The 20,131-nt window shown below is 68.0% G+C and carries 16 protein-coding genes and 2 pseudogenes; 12 read left to right on the top strand and 6 right to left on the bottom strand.

From position 1 onward, the window contains the following. Position 1: 1 nt before the first annotated feature. From GA0115254_RS19340 to GA0115254_RS19330, 3 genes and pseudogenes are all read left to right on the top strand, one after another. Positions 2-473, top strand: a pseudogene (locus tag GA0115254_RS19340) (transposase); the annotation flags it as partial. Between the two features lie 188 nt (positions 474-661). Then, positions 662-1,660, top strand: coding sequence for an acetylxylan esterase (locus GA0115254_RS19335; protein ID WP_093896545.1), 999 nt, complete (start codon positions 662-664; stop codon positions 1,658-1,660). A gap of 335 nt (positions 1,661-1,995) precedes the next feature. After that, positions 1,996-2,784 carry an IclR family transcriptional regulator gene (locus tag GA0115254_RS19330; protein WP_093896544.1) on the top strand — a complete coding sequence of 263 codons (789 nt, stop codon included), beginning with the start codon at positions 1,996-1,998 and terminating at the stop codon, positions 2,782-2,784. Between the two features lie 63 nt (positions 2,785-2,847). Here GA0115254_RS19330 and GA0115254_RS19325 read toward each other — a convergent pair whose 3' ends face one another. After that, entirely contained in the window at positions 2,848-5,136 is a 2,289-nt protein-coding gene (locus GA0115254_RS19325) for an FAD-dependent oxidoreductase (RefSeq protein WP_093896543.1), read from the bottom strand. Positions 5,137-5,477: 341 nt separating this feature from the next. Between GA0115254_RS19325 and GA0115254_RS19320 the strand changes: the two genes are divergently transcribed. The 4 genes from GA0115254_RS19320 to GA0115254_RS19305 all read left to right on the top strand — a co-directional run bounded on the left by GA0115254_RS19320 (position 5,478) and on the right by GA0115254_RS19305 (position 10,148). Further along, the gene (locus GA0115254_RS19320; protein WP_093896542.1) at positions 5,478-6,404 is read left to right on the top strand and encodes a carbohydrate ABC transporter permease; all 927 of its coding nucleotides are present in this window, start codon (positions 5,478-5,480) and stop codon (positions 6,402-6,404) included. After that, positions 6,404-7,324, top strand: coding sequence for a carbohydrate ABC transporter permease (locus tag GA0115254_RS19315; RefSeq protein ID WP_093896541.1), 921 nt, complete (start codon positions 6,404-6,406; stop codon positions 7,322-7,324). Before GA0115254_RS19320 ends, GA0115254_RS19315 begins: the two co-directional genes overlap by 1 nt. Positions 7,325-7,388: 64 nt before the next feature. Further along, positions 7,389-8,690: a sugar ABC transporter substrate-binding protein gene (locus GA0115254_RS19310; RefSeq protein ID WP_093896540.1), complete on the top strand. Its 1,302-nt coding sequence runs from the start codon at positions 7,389-7,391 to the stop codon at positions 8,688-8,690. A 153-nt stretch (positions 8,691-8,843) separates the two neighbouring features. Next, positions 8,844-10,148 (top strand): BNR-4 repeat-containing protein, encoded by a 1,305-nt coding sequence (locus GA0115254_RS19305; protein WP_093896539.1) that lies wholly within the window; start codon positions 8,844-8,846, stop codon positions 10,146-10,148. A 66-nt stretch (positions 10,149-10,214) separates the two neighbouring features. Here the strand turns inward: GA0115254_RS19305 and GA0115254_RS19300 are convergent, their stop codons facing one another. After that, positions 10,215-11,024: an RraA family protein gene (locus GA0115254_RS19300; RefSeq protein WP_256102674.1), complete on the bottom strand. Its 810-nt coding sequence runs from the start codon at positions 11,022-11,024 to the stop codon at positions 10,215-10,217. 109 nt (positions 11,025-11,133) lie between these two features. On the opposite strand from GA0115254_RS19300, the gene GA0115254_RS19295 reads away from it, so the two are divergent. The 5 genes from GA0115254_RS19295 to GA0115254_RS19275 all read left to right on the top strand — a co-directional run bounded on the left by GA0115254_RS19295 (position 11,134) and on the right by GA0115254_RS19275 (position 17,900). Then, on the top strand, positions 11,134-12,393 hold the full coding sequence (locus tag GA0115254_RS19295) for an alpha-L-fucosidase (protein ID WP_093896538.1): 1,260 nt from the start codon (positions 11,134-11,136) through the stop codon (positions 12,391-12,393). Between the two features lie 373 nt (positions 12,394-12,766). After that, entirely contained in the window at positions 12,767-14,014 is a 1,248-nt protein-coding gene (locus tag GA0115254_RS19290; RefSeq protein WP_093896537.1) for an ABC transporter substrate-binding protein, read from the top strand. Next, positions 13,993-14,946, top strand: a complete 954-nt coding sequence (locus GA0115254_RS19285) for a carbohydrate ABC transporter permease (RefSeq protein WP_256102673.1) — start codon at positions 13,993-13,995, stop codon at positions 14,944-14,946. Before GA0115254_RS19290 ends, GA0115254_RS19285 begins: the two co-directional genes overlap by 22 nt. Positions 14,947-15,027: 81 nt before the next feature. Continuing rightward, entirely contained in the window at positions 15,028-15,867 is an 840-nt protein-coding gene (locus tag GA0115254_RS19280) for a carbohydrate ABC transporter permease (RefSeq protein WP_093896551.1), read from the top strand. A 41-nt stretch (positions 15,868-15,908) separates the two neighbouring features. Continuing rightward, positions 15,909-17,900, top strand: coding sequence for a right-handed parallel beta-helix repeat-containing protein (locus GA0115254_RS19275; RefSeq protein WP_256102672.1), 1,992 nt, complete (start codon positions 15,909-15,911; stop codon positions 17,898-17,900). A gap of 70 nt (positions 17,901-17,970) precedes the next feature. Here GA0115254_RS19275 and GA0115254_RS19270 read toward each other — a convergent pair whose 3' ends face one another. The 4 genes and pseudogenes from GA0115254_RS19270 to GA0115254_RS19260 all read right to left on the bottom strand — a co-directional run bounded on the left by GA0115254_RS19270 (position 17,971) and on the right by GA0115254_RS19260 (position 20,127). Then, complete coding sequence (locus GA0115254_RS19270) at positions 17,971-18,702, bottom strand: GntR family transcriptional regulator (RefSeq protein WP_093896535.1); 732 nt, start codon at positions 18,700-18,702, stop codon at positions 17,971-17,973. Positions 18,703-18,808: 106 nt separating this feature from the next. Beyond that, a complete protein-coding gene (locus GA0115254_RS45270; RefSeq protein WP_370740900.1) occupies positions 18,809-19,012 on the bottom strand; it encodes an acetylxylan esterase in 204 nt (67 codons plus the stop codon). 68 nt (positions 19,013-19,080) lie between these two features. Then, positions 19,081-19,146 (bottom strand): annotated as a pseudogene (locus tag GA0115254_RS47665) (hypothetical protein); the annotation flags it as partial. Positions 19,147-19,236: 90 nt separating this feature from the next. Beyond that, complete coding sequence (locus GA0115254_RS19260; protein WP_093896533.1) at positions 19,237-20,127, bottom strand: amidohydrolase family protein; 891 nt, start codon at positions 20,125-20,127, stop codon at positions 19,237-19,239. Positions 20,128-20,131: the final 4 nt, after the last annotated feature.

The following is a 20,131-nucleotide window of genomic DNA, read 5'->3' as shown; positions in this document are numbered from 1 at the left end:
GTTAGCCGCAACCTGTTGCAAGGCGCAGGTGAATCACCGTATTGTCTCGCAGGCGATGATGATCGCGACGGGGATTCCGCCAGCGGGCACCGCGAGGTCCTCGGGCTGATGGTCGGCGACAGCGAGTCGAAGCCGTTTTGCACCGAGTTCCAGCGCCGTCTGCGGGCCCGCGGCCTGGACCGCGTCCAGCTGGTGATCTGCGACTCGCACAGCGGCCTGGTGGCCGCGACGATCCGCACGATCTTCGCCCAGGCCGTCCGCAATCAGCTGAACGTGGTGGTCGACATGCTCGCACGGCAGTTTTCCCCTCGGTCAAGGCCATGCTGCTGGAGGCAGCCGGAGACATCACAGCGTTCGCGTACTTCCCTCCCGCGCACTGGAAGAAGATCTGGTCGACGAATCCACTGGAGCGCCTGAACCGGGAGATCAGACGACGGACCAACGTCGTCCAGGTCTTCCCCAACCCCGCCGCCTCTGGACCGACTCGCCGCCGTCCTGATCGAAACAGCTGCCGTGACTACACCGCCCAGCGGGACGTGACCGTTGAGTCGGCAGGTCAAGCCCGTACCCGGGCTCAGCGCCGGCAGGACAGGGTACGTCGTGTCGAGAGCTGTTCCGGACGGGCGTGCTGGTCACTTCGCACACCGAACAAGGAGAGATCTTGCCCACCCATCCGCTCACGTCAGACGGCAGTGAACTCAGCTCGCTTCAGCATGATTTGCCATTCGACCCCACCTACGGCTACGACCTGCCGCGCCTCCTTGCGATGGGGGCTCCGCCAGGCCCGGACGGCTTCGCCGACTTCTGGCAGGAGCGCTACGCGAGCGCGCTACACGTCGACCCGGCGCCTCGGATCGAGGGACCTTGGGCCACGGTGGATGGCGTGCGGGTCGCCGATGTCTCGTACACATCCGCCGACGGCGTCCGTATCGGGGGGTGGCTGACCGTCCCTGCCGATGGCCGCGTTACGCAGGGCTGTGTGGCGACACACGGATACGGAGGCCGGGCGGCCCCGGCCCCCTGGCAACCCCCGCCCGGGACTGCGACCATCTGGCCCTGCCTGCGCGGGCTCGGAACGCGGAGCCTGCTGCCCGGCGTTCCCTCGGACTCGGCGGGGCACGTTCTGCACGGCATCGGCGCCCGGGAGTCGTACCTCATCGGCGGGTGCGTGGCGGATGTCTGGTGTGCGGCCACCGCACTGCTGCGGCTGGTGCCGGAGGCTGCCGGGCGGCTGACGTACCTGGGCACGAGTTTCGGCGGCGGCATCGGGGCGTTGGCGCTCCCCTGGGACGACCGTTTCCATGCCGCCGGCCTTACGGTGCCGACCTTCGGAAACCATCCGCTCCGGGTGACACTGCCGTGCACGGGCAGCGGAGAGTCGGTGCGTACGCGGCTCGCCGAGGATCCCTCGGTGCTGGACGTCCTGGCGTACTTCGACGCCGCGACAGCGGCCCGGCACCTTCACATCCCAGTGCATGTGGGTGCCGCCCTGTTCGATCCGGCGGTACCCCCACCGGGGCAGTTCGCGGTGCACAACGCACTGGCCGGGCCGCGCGAACTCTTCGTTCTGCGGGCGGGGCACTTCGACCACCCGGACGAGCGGGCCGAAACGGCGGCCCTGGAAGAGGTCCAGCGACGCTTTCTGTCGGGGGCGGACTGAGTGGTGGCATCGCGCCCTACCGCTTCACCGCCTCCCGCGCGGACGCGGTACGTCTCCGGCCGTCCGGTCGCCCGTGTCGCGAAGGACCTGGGCATCCACAAGGAGGCCCCGCGCGGCTGGGTTCACCAGGCCGAGGCGCTCAACGGTTCCTTCAAGGCTACGAAACTCGGGGCAGCTCAGACTGCCCGGTGAATACCGGCAGTCCGCGACGTCACCCGCGTCCGGCCCGAGTGACATCGCGGAACTGCCACTGTCGCTGATTTCAGGTACGGGCGTCGATCATGCGCGATATGCTGATGCAGATTGTGCAAGCGATTTGCAAAACGAGGAGGGTCATGGCTACGCGGGCGACTGATGTCGGGACGAACCAGAGCGTCGAACGAGCGGTCTCGGTGCTGCGCGCACTCGACTCCGGTCGGGCCGAACTCCGTGTCTCCGATGTCGCCGAGCTCACCGGACTGGGCTCGTCGACCACCTCTCGCCTGCTGTCCACCCTGGAACGCCTCGACATGGTCGAACGCGATCCGGTCAGCAACCTCTACCGGCTCAGCCTCGGCCTCCTCCCCCTCGCCGCCACCGCCACCAACCGCCACCCCGTGCACCGGGCCGCCCGCATGGTGCTCCAGGACCTCGCCACCCGCACCGGGCTCGGGGCCAACGTGGCCGTACGCCGCGGTACCGAGCTGATGTTCCTGTGCAATTTCGAGGGCCCGCGCGCCCCCAAGTCCTATACGCAGGCCGGACACACCGCCCCGCTGCATGCCACGAGCATCGGCAAGTGTCTGCTCACCGGACTCGCCCCCAAAGAGCGTCGCAAACTGCTGGCAGAGCCACTCGACGCGCACACCGAGTACACGACCACCAGTCACGACCTCCTCGACACCGAGATCGACACCGTCCGGCGTACCGGTTACGCCGTCGAAGCCGAGGAGCGCGCCCTGGGCCGCGCGTCCCTGGCCGCGCCGGTCCGTGACGCTTCGGGGGACGTCGTCGCCGCCATCTCCCTGTGGGGCCCGACCTCGCTGCTCGGGGACCGCTCCGATACCGAGGGGCAGCGCCTCGCCCTCGTACGCGAGGTCATCGAGGCCGCCGACGCCATCAGTCAGGCACTTGGCGCGCTCTGACGTACATGGCGAAGGGGTCCGATGAAGGCTGATCAGCCTCCACCGGACCCCTTCGTCATGTGGCTATGCGCCGTACGCCTTGAAGGCGATCACGTGCGCGTGCCGTGCCCCGTGCGTCGCGTCGACCACGAGCCGTAGTGCGTCGGTGCGTACGGGGCTGCCGTCCGCGGCCTTCAGTTCGTGTACACGGTGGCGGCGTCGGTTGTCCGTCACCGTCAGGAGTGTGTGCCAGGTACCGGCAGCGTCGCGGCTCTGGATGCGATAGTCGCGTACGAGTTCCGGCATGACCTCGTACGGGGTGCGGTGACGGTGCAGGTTGTTGAGGTATTCGTCGACGTCGTCGTCGAACACCAGGCGCGTTTCGGCGAGTTCTTGCTCGTTGGGCCAGTCGAGACGGAGCCACTCAGCGGCGTCCTCCGGTGCGGAGGACCACATGTGCGGGCCGCCGTAGGGACGTTGGTATCCGCCTACGGCCCGTTCGGGGCGGAATGCCGTGGTGTCGGGGGCCGCCCGAAAGGCGAAGGTCTGGCGGCGCAGGCCGCGGGCCTGCCATTCCAGGACCAGTTGTCCGTCTTCTTCCGGGATGTCGTGGTCGACGGCCGCGTCTCCCTCGGCCTTCCTGCGCAGGGCGAGGACACCGTCGGTGCGTTCGGGGAGGAGGACCAGGGCCGTGTCCGCGCAGGATCGGACGATGAGGATCGCGTTCTGAGGGGTGTCGGGGTGGTGGTCGAGGCGGGCCGTGACCCAGTGGGGGCCGTCGGACGGGACGGTGACAGTGGTCGTGAGGAGGTGGCCGGCGGGGACCGCGTTTTCGGGGTGGCCCGTGCTCCACAGTTCCACGGTGAGTTCGCGGGACTGGCCGTTCGGGGCGCCGTGGACGAGGAGGTCCACCGTGTCGAGTGCGGGGTCGACCGGAAGCAGGAGGGCCAGGTCGCGGGTGAGGGGGTACGGGGTGCCGGGCGCGGTCGGTGTGGGTTCGGCAGCCAGACGGGTCAGGCGGGAGGAGGCGGTGACGCGGGCAGTGCGCGCCAGGTTGTCGGGGTCGTCGTCGGCGAGGCCGATCACGGAGGCGTCCTGGCGCAGCAGGGTGTGGCGTACCAGTTCCGGTCGTTTGGTGGCGAGTTCGCGCGGCGTGAGGCCCTCGGCGACGCACAGGGCCGCGGCGGTGCCCGCGGCCTCGCCGAGTGTCGCGCACGTGGCCATGACGCGGGTGGCCCCGAAGGCGATGTGGGTGGCGGAGATGTTGCGCCCGGCGAAGTGCAGGTTCGTGACGTTCGCCGAGTACAGGGAGCGCAGCGGGATGTGGAAGATGCCGTCCGCGTATCGCTGGCGGGCGCCGGGCTCGTCGGCGTACATGCCCTGTACGGGGTGGAGGTCGACGGACCAGCCGCCGAAGGCGATCCGGTCGGCGAACTGGCGCTGCTGAAGGATGTCCTGCTGAGTGAGGACGTAGTCGCCGAGGAAGCGGCGGTACTCGCGCTTGCCGGGGAGACTGCCGACCCATTCCAGGGTGAGGTTCGCCGCGTCGGGGAACCGGCCGGAGTTCTTGATGTGGTCCCAGACGCCCATGATCACGGCCTGGAGCTCGTCGCGGATGCGCTCGTTGTCGTGGACGGTGTCGAGTTCGCCGCCCCACTCGATCCACCAGTAGTCGCAGCCGTTGTCCCCGGTGCGCAGGATGCGGTTGCGCAGGATGGGCGTGGTCGACAGGTCCTTGGCGTAGGCGGGCGGTACGAACTTCGCCGGCCGGCCTGTGTCCCTGGTGTGGAAGAGGATCGTCGAGCCGAGCAGCGCCTGGTCCGCCTCGGCCGGCGCCCAGGGCTCGTCGAACTCGGTCTGTGCCTCGCGGCCTATGCGGTAGCGGGCGCCGGCGAGGTGGCCGAGCAGGCCGTCACCGGTGCAGTCGAGGAACTGGCGCGCGTGGAAGGTGATGCGGCGCTCCGAGCCCATCATCCAGCCGGTGCAGGAGTGCACCTCGCGGCTGTCGTCGGGGCCGCTCGCGTCGACCTCGCGTACGTCGGTGTTGAGGTAGAGGTCGATGTTCGGTTCGGCACGGACGGCGTCGAGGACAACCTGGTCCCAGTAGTAGGGGTTGCCCTCGGGGTTGCGGTACTGGTTCTCGGTGTACAGCTCGCCCATGATTCCGGTCTCGCGGGCCCAGCGGTGCACGCCGTGTGCGGTGGCGCCGCAGACCCAGACGCGGATCTCGCTGCTGGCGTTGCCGCCCAGGACGGGCCGGTTGTTGACCAGGGCGACGCGTCGGCCGAGCCGGGCCGCGGCGATGGCCGCGCAGGTCCCCGCCAATCCGCCGCCGATCACGGCGATGTCGTAATGGACCTCTTCTTCCCGCACGGTGCGGCCTCCTTGGTGTGAAGCTCGGATACTCCCCGGCAGCGGAGCGACCTTGAACGTACATCACATCCATATTGTGCAACCACTGTTCAGTCCGTGGGATTCATTGTAAGTTCCGGATACGGCCACCGACCTGGCTGTCGCAAGCCGAAGTTCAAGTTCAGAGCAGGTGGGGCGAGTTCGCCGGTCCTGCACAGAACCGGCGATTCGCCGACCAAAAGGGTTGACGCCATCGCACGATATGGAGAACGATCCCGCATGCTGCAACTTGCATTCAATGGAGCATGGATGGCGTTCACACAGGGCCCCGGCGCTCCCGCCCCGTTTGAGAGGACACACCCATGAGTACGGCCGCACCTCCCCAGAAGGCGCCCCCGCCCCGTCAGCGGACCGGCGGACGGCTCTCCAACGGTGCGTTCGCCCTGCTGCTGACCGCACCGGGACTCGCCCTGTTCGCGGCGATCATCTTCTACCCGCTGCTGTCGGCGCTGTTCACCGGCTTCTTCAAGCAGGATCTGCGGCTGCCGGGCCGGGAGTTCGTCGGCCTGGACAACTTCACATACTGGCTGGACGGCGACTTCCTCACGATCCTCGAGCAGACGCTGATCTTCACCGTCGGCGCGACGCTCGTCCCCTTCGCGCTCGGCTTCGCGCTCGCGCTCGCGCTGAACACCGGCCTCAAGGGCAGCGGCGTCCTGCGCGGCCTGTTCCTGTTCCCCTGGGTGATCCCGGGCGTGGTGGTCTCCTTCCTCTGGATGTGGATCTTCAACGCAAACTACGGGGTTCTCAACGGCGTCCTCATGAAGACCGGAATCATCGACGAGTCCGTCGCCTGGCTCGGCCGGCCCGGCACCGCGATGCTCGCCGTCATCGTCACCAAGACCTGGGCCAGCTTCCCCTGGATGATGGTGATGCTCCTGGCCGGTCTGCAGACCGTGCCCAGGGAGCTGCACGAGGCGGCCTCGATGGACGGGGCGGGCTCGATCCGGCGCTTCTTCGCCGTCACCTGGCCGCAGGTCCGCGGTGTCGCCTCGATCGTGCTCCTGCTGGAGTTCATCTGGAACTTCCAGCACTTCGACACCATCTACGTCCTCACCGGCGGCGGACCGGCCGGCACCACCGAGACGTTCGCGACCGCCGTGTACCAGACCGCCTTCAAGGGCTTCGACATCGGCCGGGCCACCGCGCTGGGCGGACTGTGGATGCTGCTCCTGCTCCTCCTCGTCGCCGTCTACCTCAGGATCACCGAGCGGAAGGGCGACGCCTGATGACCTCCACCACCTCCACCGCGCTGTCCGCCGTCGACCGGCCGCGGCCGTCCGCCACGCGAGCCGGGCGCGGCGCTCGGCGCCGTATACGCAAGGACCTGCTGCGCTCGCGGATCGCCGCCTGGAGTGCGGTCGTCGTCATCGGCGCCTTCGGTCTGCTGCCGGTCTACTGGCTGCTCGCCACCGCGCTGAGCACCCCCGAGTCGACCTTCCAGTTCCCGCCGAAGCTGATACCCACCGATCTCACCCTCAGCAACTTCACGGCCCTCGCCGAGAACGACCAGCTGATCAAGTACATGATCAACTCGCTCATCGTGGCCTCGATCACCGCCGTGCTGAGCGTGGTCGTCGCCACGTACATGGGCTACTCGTTCTCCAAGTTCCGCTACCGCGGGCGCCGGTCGCTGATGCACCTGGTGCTGGCCTCCCAGATGTTCCCCCAGGCGCTCCTGCTGGTGACGCTGTACACCGTCTTCTCCAGCTTCGGCATGCTCAACACGTACACCGCCCTGGTGCTCTCCTTCACCACGTTCACCATGCCGCTGTGCGTCTGGATGCTGAAGGGCATCTTCGACACCATCCCGGACGCCCTGCTGGAGGCGGCGTCCATCGACGGCGCGTCCCGGTGGCGGACGCTGCACTCCATCGTGGCGCCGCTGGCCGCGCCGGGGATGATCGCCGCCGGGCTCTTCGCCTTCGTACGCGGCTGGAACGACTTCATCTTCGCGCTGACCCTGGCCGACAAGGAGAAGCAGACCCTGCCTCCCGGCCTCGTCTCCACCTACATCGGCGAATTCCAGACCGCATGGCCCCAGTTGATGGCGGCCTCGCTCATCGTGTCCATCCCTGTGGTCGTCGCTTTCATGTTCCTGCAGCGCTACCTCGTCGGCGGCATGACCGCCGGTTCGGTCAAGAGCTGAACCCGCGGGATCAGCCCGCGCCCTCACGTACCTACCCTCCCCCTTACTCCCCCATGGAGAGATCATGACCACCTCTGGCATCAGTCGGCGCGGCGCGCTGCGCATGTTCGGCATCGCCGCGCTCGGTGTGGCCGGCGCCGGTGTGCTCGGCGCCTGTGCACCGTCCGGCGCCGGCAGCACCTCCAACGGCGGCGACCCGAAGTCCAAGAACTTCGACTTCACCTCCTGGTCGCTCAACGAGGAGGCCGCCAAGCCCTCGATCGAGAAGATCATCGCGGCATGGGAGAAGGCCGAGAAGTCCACGATCCGCGCGGTCTCGTACCCGTACAACGAGTACCTGAGCCAGCTCACCCTCAAGCTGGGCGGCGGGGAGACGACGGGTGCGGTGCACCTCGACATCGCCTGGCTCGCCGCGATGGCGCAGATGGGCAAGCTGGCCGACCTCGGATCGGTGGCCGGCAAGGGCGGCTACACCGACGTGGCGCTGAACAGCGGCAAGTACGACGGCAAACAGTACGGGCTGCCGTGGAACACCGGATCGATCGGTGTGATCGCCAACTCCCAGCTCCTGGAGAAGGCCGGGATCAAGAAGCACCCCACCACCGTTGAGGAGTTCGAGGCCGCACTACGGGAGCTGAAGGGGCTCGGCGGCGGTGTCGTGCCGTATGCCGCTGCCACCAAGGTCGCGCAGCTCAAGGATATCTTCCCGTGGATGCAGACCTTCGGCTGCAAGCTGCTCGACGGTGGGAAGGTCACGATAGGCGACGACGCCTCGATCGACGCGGTCACCTGGTACAAGAAGCTGCACGACGAGAAGCTGATCGCCGCCGACGTGGACCGCTTCGACGCGCGCGCCCTGTTCGGGCAGGGCAAGGCCGCCTTCTACGACGACGCGATCATCGGCAAGGGCGTGACCTCCGCCCAGTCCAAGGACAAGACGCTGGCCGACGCCATGCAGCCGATGGAGCGTCCGGTGCTCAAGGCCGGGGACACGCCGCAGGCGCTGCTGTGGGGCGGCGTGATCGCGATCGTGAAGGGCAAGGGGCAGGACGCGGCGACCGAGTTCGCGCTGCACACCACCACCGACCAGGCCACCACCTCCGAGTACTTCGCCGCGCGCGCACTGCCGCCGTCCACCACCGCGGGTCTGGCCGCCCCGGAGGTCGCCAAGGACACCTTCACCACGGAGTGGACCGAGAAGATCACCAAGACGGCTACCGGCAGCCCGTTCTGGCAGTTCGCGCAGAATGCCCAGATCGAGGAGGCCGTCGCCAAGCAGGTGCAGGCCGTTCTCGTCGGCAAGTCGAAGCCGAAGGACGCGATGAAGCAGGCCGGCGAGGAGGCCGCCGCGCTCATCAAGCGCTGAGGCCCACCGCCGTAGTCCGGGCCCTGCGAACGTCGCACGAACCTCGCCGGGCCCTGCTCCGTACCCCGCACGACGACCGCGCCGGCCGGCCCTCGGGCCGCTGCCGTCCGCGTCACCTCCACGCCCGCGCACGCACCCGCGAAGGAGCTCATCTTGCGACGTCCCACGGTACGCACGTACACCGCCTCGGCCACGGCCCTGGCCGCCCTGCTCCTGCCCGTCCCGGCCGCCCGGGCCGACACCGTGCCGAGCAAGGCAGCCGCGGCGGCGGTGATCGAGAAGGTCCCGTACGCGATGGACTCGTCGAATCAGGCCGCTTGGTGGACGCCGGTCGCCACGTACAAGGGCCGCGGCCAGTACACGTACTTCGCCTTCAACGAGCCGGGCTCGACGGCTGCCACGCACCGGCCCGCCATCGCCCGGCGCGACCCGGACGGGGTCTGGAGCCTGCTGCCGCTACTCGACCGGAGCGGGGCGCAGGCGGAGTTCCCTGACGACAACGGCCACAACCAGCCGTCCGTCGCGCGGGACGGCAACGGACGTCTGCATGTGTTCGCCTCCATGCACGCCGACGCCTGGCGCTACTTCCGTACCGAGGCCCCCGGCGGGGACGTCACCGACCATGCGGCCGAACTGCCCGACCAGGGCCAGGGCATCACCTATCCGATCGTCGCCACGGCGCCCAACGGCGATCTGTACCTGGCCGCCCGTGTCGGCGCCGGCGCCGATCAGCGCCCCGGCAAGCTCTACCGCTGGGACAACGCAGCGGCGCGCTGGAGCGTGGTTGCCACGTTCGCCGGCGCGCTGAACCGCTCCGTGTACCCCGACGACCTGACGGTCGACAGCGAGGGGCGTGTGCACCTGCTGTACGAGTGGGCCAAGGCGCCGGCGACCGGGTTCCGCCACCAGCTCTCCTACCTGCGCTTCGACCCGGCGACTGGCGACTTCGCCGACAGTACGGGTGCGGCGCTCACCGTCCCGGTGACGCCCGACACCTCCGACGTGATCCAGCAGCTGACCACCGGCGAGGAGTGGAGCATCGACAACGCGTACGCCGGTCCTGCGGTGCAGAGCGCCAAGCTCACCCTCGACGGCTCCACCCCGAAGGTCGCCTACCGCTACCGCTCGGCCGACAGCGGCGGCAACTTCCGCGTGTACTACGCCTATCCGAGCGGCAACGACTGGGTCAGCAAGATTGTGTACGCCGGCGGACAGACCGCAGCCGCCCTCGGCATCACCTGGGACGAGACGGACACCAAGCGGATCTACTACGTGACCACCTCGGGCACCGACCGGGTCTTTGCCGCGACGCAGTCGGCGGACGGGGCCTGGACCGCGCAGTCCGCCGCGCCGGGCGTGAGCGCGGACCGGCTCGCGGTGCGGCGGGACTCGGACGGTCACGATGTGCTCTATCTTCCGGACACTGTGCACAACTCCCTCTATTACGGCTTCCATTGAGGCCGGTGCGCCGCCCGCGCCATCTGTACGGGGACGAAGCCGTCCCCGTACAGAACCCGCAAGCGGTCAGGTCGCGGGCTTGCTCGCCAGGTACTCGTCCAGCCCTTCGCCGGTGAGCGGGTAGTAGTCGGAGAGCAGGCCACCCTCGTCGAGGCGGCGGCGTGCGAACGCCTCACGGTCCTGGTGCAGGAGCGAGTCCTCGGCCAGCGGGACCGCGCGGTCCTGCGGTACGACCACGGCGCCGTCCTCGTCGGCCACGATCAGGTCCCCCGGCGTGACCAGTGTGCCGCCGACACCCACCGGCACATTGAACGCGGAGGGGAAGAGCTCCGTCTGCGAGGCGTAGTGCGGGGTGACTCCGGTACACCAGATCGGCACGCCGAGGGCCCGGATCCGGGCCGCGTCCCGCACCCGCCCGTCCACGACGATCCCGGCGCCACCGCGCAGCTTGAAGTAGCGCACCAACATGTCGCCAAGACATCCGGTGAAGTGGCTCGCCTGCGCCGAGATCACCAGCACGTCGCCGGGTGTGATCGACTCCAGCACCCCCCACAGCGGGGTCTTGCGCTCGATGTCCTCCTGTGCGGCGCCGTTGAAGACGTCCTCGCGCTGCGGCAGGAACTGCAGGGTCACCGCACCTCCGGTGATCTTGATGTCCGGTTCCCGGTGCAGCGGCACAGGCCCGTCGATGAAGGTCCGGGTGATGCCCATCTGGTGCAGCTTCGCGCAGGCGGTCGCCGCGCTCACGTCCTCAAGTGCCTCCACCATCCGCCGTGTCGGCCGCCGGAAGGACGAGGTGTGGACCGGCGACCGCATCGACTCGTAGGTCAGGGTCTCCCCCGCCGTCGACGTTCCTTGATCCCTGCTCGGGTTCATTCACGTGCCTCTCCGCGCGCTCCCCGCACGCAACGCCAGTGACATCATCGCCTATCGATGGTAGATAACCTCCTATCGATTAGTGCTGTCAATCCGTCAGGAGTCTTCCGTGCCCACTGCATCCGGCGGGTGGTTCGAGACCGCGCGCTTCGGACTGTTCGTCCACTTCGGCCTGTACAGCCTTGCCGCACGGCACGAATGGGTACGCAGCCGGGAGGCCATGTCCCAGGCGGCATACGACCGTTACCTGGAGCGGTTCGACCCCGACCTCTTCGATGCGCGGGAACTCGCCCGGGCGGCAAGGGGAGCAGGGATGCGCTATGCCGTGCTCACCGCCAAGCACCACGACGGATTCTGCCTCTTCGACTCGTCGCTGACCGATTACACCTCGGTGCGCGCGGCCGGCCGGGACCTGGTGGCCGAGTTCGCGGAGGCGATGCGCGCCGAGGGCCTGCGGGTCGGCCTCTACTACTCACTCCTCGACTGGCACCACCCCGGCTTCCCGGTCGACGAGCACCATCCGCTGCGCGGCTCGGAGGGCAGGCGGGAGGCGGAGGACTTGGCGCGCTACCGGTCGTACATGCAGGGCCAGATACGTGAGTTGCTCACCGGCTACGGACAGGTCGACCTGCTCTTCTTCGACTTCACGTATCCAGGTATGGGGCCGGAGCAGTGGGGGGCGATAGAGCTCATCGAAACGGTCCGTGAGCTGCGGCCAGACATCCTCGTGAACGACCGGCTGGGCGTACCCGGTGACTATGTGACGCCCGAGCAGTACCAGCCCGACCGGCCGCTGGAGCGCGACGGCGTGCCGGTGCTGTGGGAGGCGTGCCATACGCTCAACGGGTCCTGGGGCTACGACCGCGACAACCACGACTACAAGGACCCGTCCCAGTTGGTCCGCATGCTGATCCAGTCCGTTTCCTGCGGCGGAAATCTGATCCTCAACGTCGGCCCCACCGGAAGGGGTTCACTCGATCAGCGGGCGCGCGACACCCTGCGGGCCATCGGAGAGTGGAGCGCCCTGCACGCCCGCGCCGTACACGGTGCGGGACCTTCTCCCTTCCGGCCGCCGGCGAGCGTCCTGTACACGCAGCGCGGCCGCCGCCTGTATCTGCACCTGCTCGCCTGGCCGTTCAATCACCTTCATCTTCCTGGCCTGGCCGGGCGGGTGCGCTATGCCCAACTGCTGCACGACGGCTCGGAGATCGCCTTCCACGAGGTCGACGGCGCCCGCCACGAACACAACAACCTGGCACCGCCGAGCCAGCCGCCGGGCACCCTGACCCTGACCCTGCCCACCTCGCGGCCCGACGTACTGCTGCCGGTGGTCGAACTCTTTCTGGACAACGAGGAGTTGCATCCATGACAGGGCCGCTGAGTGAACGCCTGGCCCCCGTGAGGGAATCGCCTACTGGCGGGTAGGGGCCTGCCACGTCCTGGCGATCCTGGACCTCCTCGCGCAGACCGGCGGCGACGCGCTCGACGCGCGTGACCAGCCGCTGGGGTGCCCGGCTCGGGCAGCGGGAGAACGGGAGCAAGCGGTTTCGGCAGCACCCTTGAACATGCGGGATGCCGCCCATAGCATCAGTAATCGATAGGCGATTAATGTGAGCGCCTACCGGGACCCGACCGCACCGTTCGGACGCGGCACCCCTTCCCCTTCTTGCCGAACTCGAACGAACGCCTGCACTTGCACGTCAGCTATCGATTATTCACGACTATGCAATGGAGCGTGTCCGATGAGAACCATGTGGCACCGAGCCTCCGCACTCGCCGTGGCTCCGCTCGTGATGGCATCCGCCGTCGCCTGCGGGGGAAGCGGGTCCGACGGGGCCGCGGAGGGCACGACTCTCCGCATCATCGTCAACATCTCGCCGAACCTGACGGAGCAGTACTGGAAAGGCCTCTTCGCGAATTACGAGAAGAGCCATCCCGGCGTGAAGGTGAAGCTGGAGCTGACGGGGACGATCTCGGCCAATGCCAAGCTCACTCAGGACCTCGCCGCCGGCGACCCGCCCGACATCGCCCAGCAGATCATCCCGGCCCCCGACACGACCAAGCTCTTCGCCGACCTGTCCGACCAGGCCTGGACGAAGGACACACCGCTGGTCGACCAGTACGCCGTCGGCGGCAAGACGTACATGGTCGGCGTGGGCGAGCAGATCCAGTCGCTGGTCTTCTACAACAAGGCGGCCTTCGCGAAGGCCGGCGTGGACGCGTCGAAGATCCAGACGCTGGATCAGTTCACCTCCGCCATGGGCAGTCTGAAGTCCGCGGGCTACAAGCCGCTGCAGACCGCGGGCCAGTGGGTGACGGGCGGACAGTTCTCGATGATGGCCGACGCCGGTGTGCTCACCGAGAACCCCCAGTGGATCAAGCAGCGCAACGACGGCAAGGTCTCCTTCGCCGACAGCGGCTATGTGCCGTACCTGAAGCGCTACGGGCAGTGGATCGACAAGGGGTACCTCGAGAAGAGCGCGCTGGGGCTGACGTACGCCGACGGGCAGACGGCCTTCCTCAACGGCAAGTCGGCGATGTACATGATGGGTTCCTTCTTCGTGCCCGCGGCGGACGCGGCGAAGAAGAGCGACGAGATCGGTGTCTTCACGATACCGACCGACGGCGCCTACCCGTCCGGCCAGTTCGGCAACATCTCGAACCCCTACGCCGTGGTCAACCAGTCGCACCACAAGGCCGAGGCGATCGAGTTCGTGAAGTGGCTGGTCACCGACGAGGAAGCGATCAAGAGCCAGCTCGCCGCTGACGGCAATCTGCGCACGGGCTTCAGCTACCCGATGTCCAGCCTCGGCACCGCGGTGCAGAAGATCCTCGACAAGGCGCCGTCGGTGCTCGTGAAGTCCGGTGAGAACCAGCCGATCGCCGGGTTCAGCGACGAGCTCAACAAGCAGATCCAGTCCCTGTACACGGGCACCTCCGCGAAGGATGCCGCGGGCGGATTGGACAAGTGGTGGAACTCGCAGAACTGACGCAGCCGGGGCGGCGCTCCGTCGCCGCCCCGGCGGTCCCCGGCTCCGGCCGCAGGCGGGCCCGCTTCCGTGAGGCGGTCGTCACGTTCGGCATGATGGGCCCGGCCGTGCTCCTGTACACGGTGCTGACGATCGTGCCCGTGGGCGTGGCGATCTACCTCAGCTTCACGGACTGGGACGGCTTCTCCACCGCGAAGCTCATCGGGTGGGAGAACTACAAGCACCTCTTCGACGACCCGAGTTCGACGGACGCCTGGTACGTGACCGCGCTGATCACCTTGGTCGGCACCGCCCTGATGGTCGGCGCGGGCCTGGTGTACGCACTGGTCCTCAAGGGCCGCTCGCGTACGAACTCGTTCTTCCGCGCAGTCGCCTACTTCCCGCACGTGATCAGCGCGTTGATCCTCGGCTATCTGTGGGCGGCGATCCTCGGCACGAACGGGGCGGTCAACAACACCCTCGCCAAGTTCGGCATGGAGCCGATCGGCTTTCTCTTCGACGAAAAGTTCGCGCTGTACACGCTGATCGGTGTCATCGTGTGGGCCGGATTCGGCTTCAACGTCGTCCTGTTCGTGGCCGCCCTGCAGACCGTCCCGGCCGAGCTCCTGGAGGCCGCGGCGATCGACGGCGCCAGCAGGCGGCAGATCAATCTGCGCATCGTGATCCCGATGATCGCGCCCGTGGTCACCGTGGCGACCGTACTGAACCTGGTCGGCCTGCTGAGGGCGTACGACATCGTGGTCAGCCTCACCGGCGGCGGTCCGGCCGGCTCGACGCAGACCTTCACCTATCTCATTCTCGCCCGGTCCTTCGAGGGCACCAGGGTCGGCTTCGCAACGGCCCAGGCGGTCTTCCTGATGGTCGTCTCCGCCGTGCTCGCCCTCGTCGTGACCGCGCTGCGCAACCGCCAAGACCAAGCTGCGACCGGTTAGGAGCCGATGGTGGTCGTCACTGAACCAACGGTCCACGACAGACCGCGGATCGCACCGGTTCCCGCCCCGGAGGTCTCTCTGATGGAACAGCGGGAGTCCCGCTCGCCCCTGCGCTGGGTGCTCCTCGGCCCGCTGTTCGTCGTCATGATCGTGCCGGTGTACCTGCTCGTCGTGAACGCTTTCAAGTCACAGCAGGACATCCTCGACAGCCCGTTCTCGATCCCCCTGAGCGGTCTGACCTTCGAGCACATGTCCGCCGCCATCAGCAATCCGCAGTACAACGTCATCGGCGGCTACGGCTTCACGCTGTTCCTCGTCGTCACCGTGGACGTGCTGTGCATCGCGCTGGCGGGACCGGCGGCGTACGCGATCGCGCGCAGCCTCAAGAAGCGGACGCAGCTGGTGCTGCTGTACTTCCTGGCCGGCACGTTCATCCCCGGCGCAGCCGTGATCATCCCGGTGATCTACGTACTGCGCGAGGTCGGCCTCGCCAACACCGTGACCGGTCTGGTCGCGCACGACGTGGCCTCGACGCTGCCGGTCAGCATCTTCCTGTTCGTGGGCTTCATCCGCACGATCCCGGTGGACATCGACCATGCGGCGACGATCGACGGCGCGGGCCGCTACCGGACGTTCTGGACCATCATCTTCCCGCTGATGCGTCCGGCGGTCGTCACCGTCCTGATCCTCAACTCCATCGGGATCTGGAACGACTTCATCTCGCCCCAGATCCTGCTCAGCCCGTCGTCCGGTCACTACACGGTGACGACGGCGATCTACGCAGGCATCAGCCAGTACTCCACCGATCTGACGAAGGTGTTCCCCAACCTTCTGCTCGCCGTCGCGCCCGTGATCGTCTTCTTCATCTACATGCAGCGCCACATCATCAGCGGTCTGACGGTGGGCGCGGTGAAGGGATGAGCGAGCGGATCGTTCCCCTCCAGAGAAGAAAGGACCATCCAGTGTCGAGGAGATGGTGGCCACGCCCCGGTAAGGGGTCGTGGTCCGCAGCCGCCCTGCTCGCTTCGCTGTCCGTGGTGGCGGCCGCCGTTCCGGCCACCGCGCACCCGCACAAGCCCCGGGCGGGCGCGGTCTATTACGTCGCTCCGTCGGGCCGCGACTCCAACAAAGGCACCACCACGGGTCAGGCATTCCAGCACATCCAGCGGTGTGCCGACGTCATGGAGCCCGGAGACACCTGTCTGATCCAGTCCGGTACGTACGCCGAGACCGTCGCGCCGGCCCGGTCGGGCACCGCCTGGCTGCCGATCACCTACCGGGCGGCGCCAGGGGCGAAGGTGACGCTGAGCGGGACCGCGCCGGTGCGCGGCTTCTCACCCGTCACCGGCGCGGACGTCATGGAGATCGCCAAGAGTGATCCGTACGCCCAGAACTCGGCGTTCAGCGACGCCGTGGCGGCAGGACACGTCTACAGCACCTCCGTCGACCTGGGCTCCGACGTGACGACCGTGCAGGTCTTCACCGACAAGAAGGCAGGCGTCGAGGCGCAATGGCCCTACCCGGGACTCGACCTGCTCGAGCCCACGCTGCAGTACGCGGGTGCGGGGAGCGCGGAGGCGACGATCGCGGACGAGGCCCTGACTCGGCCCGCCGGGTACTGGGACGGCGCGCGGGCCCTGACCGGCTACTGGTACGTCTCGGCGACCGGCATGGTGAAGAGCTCCGCCGTCGGCTCGGTGACGCTCGACGTGGCGCCCCCGTGCGTGCACAAGATCGTACCGAAGGAGACGCGGTACGCCCTCGCCGGAAAGATCGGTGAACTCTCCCGCCCCGGCGAGTGGTTCTACGACCCGGCCGCCAAGCGTCTGTACCTCTACAGCGAGGACAGCCCCGCCGCGCACACCATCGAGGCGAAGACCCGGGCGCTGGCCTTCGACCTGACGGCCGCGAGCCACACCACGGTGACGGGCGTCGGACTGTTCGCCGCCACCATCAAGACGGGCCCGACCAGCACGGGCGTGACGCTGGACGGGATCAACGGTACGTATCTGTCGCACTACACCGACATCACGCGCGGCGCGACGGACTGCGGCAGCACGGTGACGCGCGGCGTGGGTGACACGGGCATCGTCCTCGACGGAACGTACAACAAAATCGTGAACAGTAATCTGTCGCTGAGCGCGGGCAACGGCATCGCGCTGCGCGGACAGAACAACACCGCCACGGACAACGTGATCCACGATGTCGACTACATGGGGACGTACGCGGCGGGCGTCGCCGTACAGGGCAACAGTCAGACGGTCACGCACAACACGATCAGCCGGGTCGGCCGAAGCGGCATCAACCTCCAGTGGAACACCGTGGAGGGCCTCACTCCGGGCAAGGACCTGATCGCGTACAACGACATCTCGGGGTACGCCCGCCTCAGCCTCGACGTCGCCGCGATCTATACCTGCTGCAGCGCCTTCATGATGGGGACGTCCATCGATCACAATGTGCTGCACGATCCGGAGCCGGCCACGACGCTCACCACGTTCGGGATCTCGGGTGTCTACGCCGACAACGGGCAGAGCGACCTGGTGATCGCGAACAACGTGGGCTGGGGCAACCGGGAGGGCACGGTGATGCTCAACGGTCTGGGCACCGGCTCGCACAACAACGGTGTGTACAACAACACCGGCGGAATGACGCTGTTCTACGTCAAGGAGCCGGGACAGTCGACCGGCACGAAGATCTACAACAACATCGGCACCATTCGCGGTCTGACCGGTGCCACCGACGGCGGGCTCGTGCTCTCGAACAATCTGCCCGCCGAAACCGATCCGCTCTTCGTCGACGCGGCCCGGCACGACTACCGGCTGACCGCCGACTCTCCTGCGCGCAACCAGGCGATCGCGCTGCCGGGCATCAATGACGGCTCGACGGATGCGACGCCGAGCCTCGGCGCCCACCAGTACGGAGCACCGAAGTGGGCAGCGGGCGCACGCCGTTAGCCACGACCTCTTCCCCGCAAGAAGGCCCGAGCCGGATGCCCGGCTCGGGCCTGTGGCTCTGCGGTGGTGCTCACTTCTTGGCTGCGGCCTTGCGCGGCTTCCTCTTCACCTCGCGCGCGTCCGGGACCGGTCCGCGGCCGGCCGCGTGGTCGGCGAACGCCGCGGCCGCCAGCTCGGCGTCCCCGGACCGCAACAGTCCGACGAGCCGGCCGTGCTCCTCGGCCATGGCGCTCCAGTCCCCCGCGAAGAGGGGGTCGGAGATGGCCCGCAGGGTCCGCAGGCTCGGCTCGATGACCTCCCACATCCGGGCCAGGAACGGATTGCCCGCGATCTGGCTGACCACAGTGTGGAACTCGATGTCGGCGTCGCGGAACAGGCTCACATCATGCGCGGCGACGGCGTCCCGCATCCGCTCGACCAGCGCGTCGAGCTCGCGGAGGTGGTCGTCGGTGAGGTGTTCGGTGGCGAGCTGCGCGGCGAGTCGCTCCAGCGGTTCGCGTACCTGTCGGGCGTACTCGGCGTCCTGCGCGGAGATCTCGACGACGAAGTGGCCGCGGCGCGGGACGTGCATGAGCAGGCCCTCACGGGCCAGACGCTTGACCGCCTCCCGCACCGGGGCCTGGCTCACCCCCAGGCGTCGGGCGATCTCCGACTCGACCACGCGCTCGTTCGGTGCGAGATCGCCGTCGACGACGGCCTGGCGGAGCAGCTCGTAGACCTGGTCGGAGATCAGGGTCTTGCGGAACCGGTCCTTGTTGGTGGCCAGCGTGGAGACGAATCCAGCCGACGCATTCGATGCCATGAATTCCCAATCCTGCGATGGGCGAGCCAGTTATGTCATGGTACGCGCTCATCGTCTATCGATGGAATCTCGGTGGGGGCGCAGGAGGAAAGGATCCCGAAAGGTATCAGGCCACGCTGTTCAGCTGCTTGGCCAGCCATTCCGATTTCACGACCTCGTGCGTGGGGCCGCCGCCTTCGTGATCACTGAACGGATAGGTTCGTATGCGCTTGTCGGCCTGGTCCACCTCGCCTTCGGCGCCGTAGTGGTTGAACGCCGCGTACCCCATCGAGGGCGGACGGATGCGGTCCATGAGTCCGACCGAGAACAGGGTCGCGTCGCGGTTGGAGCGAAGTCCCCCTGTTCACTGAGGGTTTCGCGCCAGAACGCGTCGAAGTCGTCGGGCTCGTCCAGAGCCGGGCGATATCGCTCCAGCTCTTCCAGGGGCAGGTCGAACAACGCCATGTCGCATCTCCGCGGAGGCCGGTTGGGTCCGGGTAGTTTTCATCGCCTATCGATCACCGAAGGAATCGAATCAGGGTGCTTCGACGACTGTCAACCACGCAGTCCGTACACCCGGACGGCGTTGGTGTGCAGGGCCCGCTCGCGCTCGTCGTCCGAGAGCCGGTCGAGACCGCGGCAGGACAGCTCCAGGGAGTCGGCGCGGCTGCCGCGGGGCAGGCAGATCGGCCAGTCGGAGCCGATGAGGCATCGGTCGGGGCCGAGCGTGCCCACCACGTGCCTGACCAACTCCGCGGTCCGTTCGGGCGGTGCGCCGTGCTGCTGGGTGAGCAGGCCGGAGATCTTGACGACCACGTTCGGCACCGAGGCGGCCCGCTCCAGGTCCCGGTACCACTCCCCCGGGTTCGTACGGAGGTTCGGCGGGTTGCCGAGATGGTCGACGACCACGGTGAGCCCAGGGTGCCGGGTGGCCGCCTCGGCCGCTGCCCCCAGCGCCCCGGAGCCCAGATTGAGCTCCAACACCAGTCCGGCCGCAGCGAGTTCGGGCACCAGCACGTGGGCGTCTTCCGGGGTGTCCGCCCAGCTCGCACCGCCCAGGCGCATGCCGTTCGGGCGGCTGTCGCCCAGATCGCGCAGCAGGGCGCGGAAGCGCCGGGGGCCGCCGTCGCCGTGGACGTGCAGGTTTCCCACGTACCCCGCGACGAGGTCGGGGCGGCTCATCCGCCATGCGCGCAGGGCAAGCGTCTCGCCGGCGTCGCCGCGGGACGCCTCGACCAGGATCGCCCCGGTCACGGCCGCATCCGGCCTCGAGGCACCCAGGTCGTCGATGCGAAACGCCCTGTGATGGACGCTTCCCGGGCGGATCCATGGGAATCCCGACGCCGGGTCCCACAGGTGCACATGGCAGTCGATCACGGTCGGGATCCTCCTGAGGTGCCGTTCCCGAGTATTGACAGGCTGGCTCGCGCCGGTGAGTCTAACCATCGGC

The organism is Streptomyces sp. Ncost-T10-10d (assembly GCF_900091955.1).
Taxonomy (GTDB): Bacteria; Actinomycetota; Actinomycetes; order Streptomycetales; family Streptomycetaceae; genus Streptomyces.
This window is presented reverse-complemented; position numbering and strand designations above follow the sequence as displayed.

Coding starts and splice junctions, on each gene's coding strand:
- GA0115254_RS19315 (WP_093896541.1), top strand. CDS start 6,404: ATGACCTCCACCACCTCCACCGCGCTGTCCGCCGTCGACCGGCCGCGG.
- GA0115254_RS19310 (WP_093896540.1), top strand. CDS start 7,389: ATGACCACCTCTGGCATCAGTCGGCGCGGCGCGCTGCGCATGTTCGGC.
- GA0115254_RS19320 (WP_093896542.1), top strand. CDS start 5,478: ATGAGTACGGCCGCACCTCCCCAGAAGGCGCCCCCGCCCCGTCAGCGG.
- GA0115254_RS19330 (WP_093896544.1), top strand. CDS start 1,996: ATGGCTACGCGGGCGACTGATGTCGGGACGAACCAGAGCGTCGAACGA.
- GA0115254_RS19270 (WP_093896535.1), bottom strand. CDS start 18,702: ATGGCATCGAATGCGTCGGCTGGATTCGTCTCCACGCTGGCCACCAAC.
- GA0115254_RS19280 (WP_093896551.1), top strand. CDS start 15,028: ATGGAACAGCGGGAGTCCCGCTCGCCCCTGCGCTGGGTGCTCCTCGGC.
- GA0115254_RS19260 (WP_093896533.1), bottom strand. CDS start 20,127: ATGGTTAGACTCACCGGCGCGAGCCAGCCTGTCAATACTCGGGAACGG.
- GA0115254_RS19300 (WP_256102674.1), bottom strand. CDS start 11,024: ATGAACCCGAGCAGGGATCAAGGAACGTCGACGGCGGGGGAGACCCTG.
- GA0115254_RS19290 (WP_093896537.1), top strand. CDS start 12,767: ATGAGAACCATGTGGCACCGAGCCTCCGCACTCGCCGTGGCTCCGCTC.